A 5,412-nucleotide genomic window follows, 5' to 3' on the forward strand; every position below is an offset into this window, starting at 1 on the left:
TCACCGCGCACGTGGGTGGTGTCTTTAGCAACTCAGCATGCAACTACTGCTTGCCTGGCGCAGGCTTGTCCGGAAACGCGAGTCAATTCGCGCACCGGCTGTTGAACATAACCACCAATCGGAGAACACAAAACTTGCAAAAGCAAAGTTGCAATGTCGCGTTCTAGCAAAGTTCAGATGTCGCATAGTAGGCTGCCGTGGGCTCCGAGGCATGGCAATGGCGACTCTCAATGCGACGATCACCATGACCATGCGCGAGGCAGACCGGCTCAAGATTGTCCAGTCGATAGCGCACAGGAGCTTGGAGTTGGCCAGGCTGCTGTCAGGAAGCGCGCAGCGCCCGGTCACCATCATCCGCGAGCGGTATGCTGACTTCGTGCGTATTTCAGCCCATCGTGGACGGCATTTCAGGTTGATGGTGGACGGGATTTCAACGTAGTCGTGGACGGCGTTTCAGTCTGATCGTGGACGCTGTTTCAGCGCCATCGTGGACGAAGGGGGTTGGGGGGGGCGGACGTTTTCTTGGACTGGTTTATGCCGCAAGTCCAAGGCTCGCCCGATACTCGAGAGGGCTGAGACAGCCCAGTGAGATCTTGATCCGCTTCTCGTTGTACCAGCGGATGTAGGAATCAACCACCTCAATAAATTGCTCAATGGAGGTGCTCTTCCAGTCCCGAGGATAGAACAGTTCGGTCTTGAGTCTGCCGAAGAAGCCTTCGCAGGCAGCGTTGTCAGGCGAGCAGGCCTTTCGCGACATCGAGCGAGTGAGGTTCGCTGTGCTCATTCTTGCCAGCCAGCCTGGCCACCGGTAGTGGCCTCCACGGTCAAAGTGAACCACGGGCCGGTCGGTGGTTTCTGCGACTGTCTCAATGGCCGCATCCAACATCGTGTTGACGAGCTCTGCGTCTGGACTGGTTCCAAGGGTCCAGCTCACCACCATCCCATCGAAGCAGTCGATGATCGGCGACAGGTAGACCTTGCCCGCCGGGATCTGGAACTCCGTGATGTCAGTCAGCCACTTCTCATTGGGAGCGTCGGCCTGGAAGTCCCGGTTGATGATGTTCTCAGGTGCTGGACTGATCTCGCCGAGATAGGACGCGTACCTGCGCCGCTTGGGCTTGGCAACGGCCAGGCTCTCCTGCTTCATCAACCGTTGCACCACCTTCTCCGAGATGGTGACGTGATGCCTGCTCAGCGATGCCTGCAGCCTGCGGTAGCCGTAGCAGCGGTGGTTCGTCTCGAAGATGTCGGTGATAGCGCGGCGCGCATCGACGTACTTATCGGCTACCTTCACACGGGCCCGATGGTAGAAGTACGAGCTTCGGGGCAACCCCAACTGCGCCAGGAGCGCTGGCACGCCATAGTGCTCCTTGAGGGCGTCAATCAGCAGTGTCTTCTCCCGGTTGGCCAGGAGTTGCAGATCGACGCCCAGGCCTTTTTTTAAGATTTCGGTGGCCTTCTCCAAAAGGTCGCGTTCGAGCTGCAGTTGTCGTACTTGCCGTTGCAGTGTTTCGAGCTGACGTTCCAGCTCAGCCTGGTGTGGTGCTGCTGCAGGCGGTGAGAGATTGCGGCGTTTCATGGATGCGGGAGCCTCTGGACCGAGTAGCTGGTTTTTCCAGTTGTACAACGTCGGCCTGCACACGCCTAGTTTTTCGGCGACCGCCTGTGCGCTTCCAGGTCGAGAACACAGCTCTCTGACCCCTGCTAATTTCATTGAATCGGGATATTTTGGCCGCCTGACGCTTCCGACAATGGCCTGCCTACTCTGCGGAAACGCTTCGCGGATCCAGTCGGTCAACGTCCCCCGACTGGGATAGCCAAGCGCGCGAATGGTCGCGGCAATGCATCGGTCGAGGGCGATGTACTGCTTCACCGCAACCTGCATCTGCTCAAGCGAGTACTTCGGCTCCCGACGTGCATAGCCCATCGGCAAATCGAGACGATGCTCAAACTCCCGATGCCAACCCTTCAATGCGTTCTTCGTCGGATAACCCAACTGGCGGATGGTCGGCCCCACCCGTTTGCCAAGCTTGATGTAGAGCTCGACCGCTCGAATCCTGTCCTCGTACGAATACATGTACTACCTCCTGGTAGTCCAAATTTTCGTCCGCACCCCCCTCTGATCATTTTCGATTCCAATTAACAATAATTATCAATACTCGGCAAATTTAAGGAAGCGCCAAGGCGGAAAAGGCTCTCTTCGAAAGCAAAAAATTGCTTACATCAATCGCAATGACTGCTATAACGCTGGGCACATTTCCACCCCAATTCGGCCAGCGGTCCAGCCAGTCGCCCGGTCTCAACCGCGTCCGGCGCGTTGGCGTTGCCATCGTGCGCGCGCTGTGCGATGCCGTGCAGGATGGCCGCCATGCGAAACAGGTTGTAGGCCATGTAGAAGTCCCAGTGCTCGATGGGCTGGCGCCCGGTGGCCGCCTCGTAGCGCCGGATGTAGGACGCCTCGTCGGGCAGGCCCAGGGCCGCGAAGTCCAGGCCGGCGATGCCGCGCCACAACGAGGGCGGGATGTGCCAGCTCATGCAGTGGTAGGAGAAGTCGGCCAGCGGATGGCCCAGGGTCGACAGCTCCCAGTCGATCACGCCGATGACACGCGGGCGCACCGGGTCGAACACCAGATTGTCCAGCCGGTAGTCGCCATGCACGATGCGGGTCTCGTCGCCAGGCGGGATGTGCTCGGGCAGCCACTCCATCAGGCGCGGCAGCGCCTCGCCCAGCGGCAGCGTGGAGGCGCGGCATTGCCGCGACCAGCGTTCGATCTGGCGCTGGAAGTAGTTGCCGGGGCGGCCGAAGTCGCCAAGCCCCACCGCCTGGTGGTCCACGCCGTGCAGCGCGGCCAACACGCGGTTCATCTCGTCGTAGATGGCCGTGCGTTCGCCCGGCGCCAGGCCGGGCAGCGACTGGTCCATCAGCACCCGGCCCTGCAGGAACTCCATCACATAGAACGGCGTGCCGATGAGGCTGCGATCCTCGCAGAAGGCCAGCATGCGCGGCACCGGCACGTCGGTGCCGGCCAGTGCCTTCATGACGCGGAACTCGCGGTCCACCGCATGCGCGCCGGCCAGCAACTGGCCCGGCGGCTGCTTGCGCAGCACGAACTGGTCGGCCCCCGACTGCAGCCGGAAGGTGGGATTGGATTGCCCGCCCGAGAAGGGTGCGGCGCTCAGGGGCGCGCTGCCGCAGACCCCCTGCTCGCGCAGGTAGGCGTGCAGCGCGGCGGTGTCGAAGTGGTCCGTCACAACGTGTTGACCAGGTGAGCGCCGTCGACGGCTAGGGTGGCGCCGGACATGGCCGCGCCGGCATCGGAGGCCAGCAGCAGCAGGGGGCCATCAAGATCGCCCAGTTCACCGAAACGCCGGCTCGGAATGCGCGCGCGCAGTTTCGCGCCGGCCTCGCTGTGCAGGAAGTCGCGGTTGAGGTCGGTGACCACGTAGCCCGGTAGCAGTGCGTTGACGCGGATCTGGTGGCGCGCCAGCTCAAGCGCCAGCGCCTTGGTGGCCTGGACCACGCCAGCCTTGGAGATCGCATACGGCGCCACGCCGCCGGCGACGCGCTCGCCCAGAATCGAGGCCACGTTGACGATGGCGCCACCCTTCCCCGCGGCCACCATGCGGCGCGAGCCTTCGGTGGCCACCAGCCAGCAGCCCTTGAGGTTGGTGTCGAGCACCTGGTCGTAGTCCTCGGGGGTCTGCGCCAGCGCGGGTTTGGTCACGGTCACGCCAGCGTTGTTGACTACCACGTCCGGCGTGCCCCATTCGCCGATGCGATCGAAGGCCTGGGCCACGCTGGCGGGATCGCTCACGTCCATGGCGAAGGGCCGGGCCCGGTCACCGCCGTCGCCGATCTCGCGCACCAGCTGCTCCAGCTTGTCCACCCGCCGAGCGGCCAGCGCCACGCGGGCGCCCGCGCCGGCCAGCAGGGCCGCGAAGTGTCGGCCCAGACCGCTGGACGCGCCGGTCACGAGCACCAGCCGGCCGTCGAGGCGGAATCGGTCCGCGGTCGGGAACGGTGTCGTCATGCGCCACGCTCCTGCAGGTGAGCGAGCTTGCGCGCCATGCTCCAGCGGTGCACTTCGTTGGGGCCGTCGTAGATGCGAAAGGCCCGCATGTCGGTGAAGATGCGCATCACCGCCGATTCCGCGGTCACGCCGCGCCCGCCCAGTATCTGCACGCAGCGGTCCACCACGCGCCACTCGGCTTCCGAACACACCACCTTGGCGCGGCTGGACTCGAAATTGCACTTATGCCCCTGGTCGAGCATCCAGGCGGTGTGCCAGATGTGCAGCCGCGCGGTTTGGAGGTCCATGTCGTTGTCAGCCAACATGAAGCCCACGCCCTCGTGTTCGGCAAGCGGTTTGCCAAAACCGTGGCGCCGGCTGGCGTAGGCCAGCGCCTCGTCGTGGGCACGCCGGGCCTGTCCCAGCCAGCGCATGCAGTGCGTCAGGCGCGCCGGCGCCAGGCGCACCTGGGCGTAGCGAAAGCCCTTGCCCACCTCGCCCAGCACGTCGGTCGCCGGCACGCGCAGGTTCTGGAAGCGCAGCACGCCATGGCCGCCGGCGAAGCAGCGGTCCATCGCGTCCATGTTGCGCTCCAGCACGATGCCCTCGCGGTCCATGTCGCTCAGGAACATGGTCGCCGAGCCGTCCTCCATGCGCGCCATGATGATGACGTAGGAGGCTCCGTCGGCCCCGGTGATCAGCCACTTGAGGCCATTGATCACGTAGTGGTCGCCGTCGCGCACCGCAGTGGTGGCCAGCATGGAGGGGTCCGAGCCCGCGCCCGGGTCGGGCTCGGTCATGGCGAAGCAGGAGCGGGTGTACCCCTGCACCTGGGGCCGCAGCCAGCGTTCCTTCTGCGCCTCGGTGCCCACAGCCTCCATGAGGTGAATGTTGCCCTCATCCGGCGCATGAATATTGAGAGCAGTCGGGCCTAAGTGCGAATATCCAGCCTCTTCAAACACTACCGCTTTTGCAATGTGACTGAGGCCGAGTCCACCCATCTCGCATGAAGCGTGAGGCGTGAGCAATCCTGCCTCCCTCGCAAGATCAACAAGTTCTGTACGAAGGTCATCATCAGGACCATGCACACCAAGGCGCAAGTCGCCCTCTAGGGGAATAACTTGTTGAGTGATGAACTTCTTCGTACGATCACGCAATTCCTGCATCTCAGGAGGGATATTAAAATTCATTGTCAAGATATGCAAATAGAAATCAACCAAAACGTACTAGGGCAAGCTCACTCCATCAATGGAGCTATTTGCCGCGAAGCTTGCAAACTGCGCCAGAAAGTCCATCAAACCAGTGGTTCGATATTCGATGTGATCACTGGCTCAGTTGTGCTGATGAATCAACAAGCACGGTCCATCGCCCGATTCGATCAGCTTGATCAGCGTAGCCCTAA

The 5,412-nt window shown here is 62.5% G+C and carries 5 protein-coding genes; 1 reads left to right on the forward strand and 4 read right to left on the reverse strand.

The genetic code is table 11. From position 1 onward, the window contains the following. Window positions 1-532: 532 nt before the first annotated feature. The 4 genes from AAHB17_RS24140 to AAHB17_RS24155 form a co-directional block, all read right to left on the reverse strand. The gene (locus tag AAHB17_RS24140; RefSeq protein WP_342133612.1) at window positions 533-2,077 is read right to left on the reverse strand and encodes an IS3 family transposase; all 1,545 of its coding nucleotides are present in this window, start codon (window positions 2,075-2,077) and stop codon (window positions 533-535) included. A 146-nt stretch (window positions 2,078-2,223) separates the two neighbouring features. Continuing rightward, window positions 2,224-3,252 carry a phosphotransferase gene (locus AAHB17_RS24145; RefSeq protein WP_342133613.1) on the reverse strand — a complete coding sequence of 343 codons (1,029 nt, stop codon included), beginning with the start codon at window positions 3,250-3,252 and terminating at the stop codon, window positions 2,224-2,226. Next, the gene (locus tag AAHB17_RS24150) at window positions 3,249-4,031 is read right to left on the reverse strand and encodes an SDR family NAD(P)-dependent oxidoreductase (protein ID WP_342133614.1); all 783 of its coding nucleotides are present in this window, start codon (window positions 4,029-4,031) and stop codon (window positions 3,249-3,251) included. Before AAHB17_RS24150 ends, AAHB17_RS24145 begins: the two co-directional genes overlap by 4 nt. Continuing rightward, window positions 4,028-5,200 (reverse strand): acyl-CoA dehydrogenase family protein, encoded by a 1,173-nt coding sequence (locus AAHB17_RS24155; RefSeq protein WP_342133615.1) that lies wholly within the window; start codon window positions 5,198-5,200, stop codon window positions 4,028-4,030. The genes AAHB17_RS24150 and AAHB17_RS24155 overlap by 4 nt, the downstream gene beginning before the upstream one ends. Between AAHB17_RS24155 and AAHB17_RS24160 the strand changes: the two genes are divergently transcribed. Continuing rightward, the coding region (locus AAHB17_RS24160) for a hypothetical protein (RefSeq protein ID WP_342133616.1) at window positions 5,135-5,412 on the forward strand (278 nt) is incomplete at its 3' end. The two genes, AAHB17_RS24155 and AAHB17_RS24160, sit on opposite strands and share 66 nt — an antisense overlap.

The organism is Hydrogenophaga sp. OTU3427 (assembly GCF_038440225.1).
Taxonomy (GTDB): domain Bacteria; phylum Pseudomonadota; class Gammaproteobacteria; order Burkholderiales; family Burkholderiaceae_C; genus Hydrogenophaga.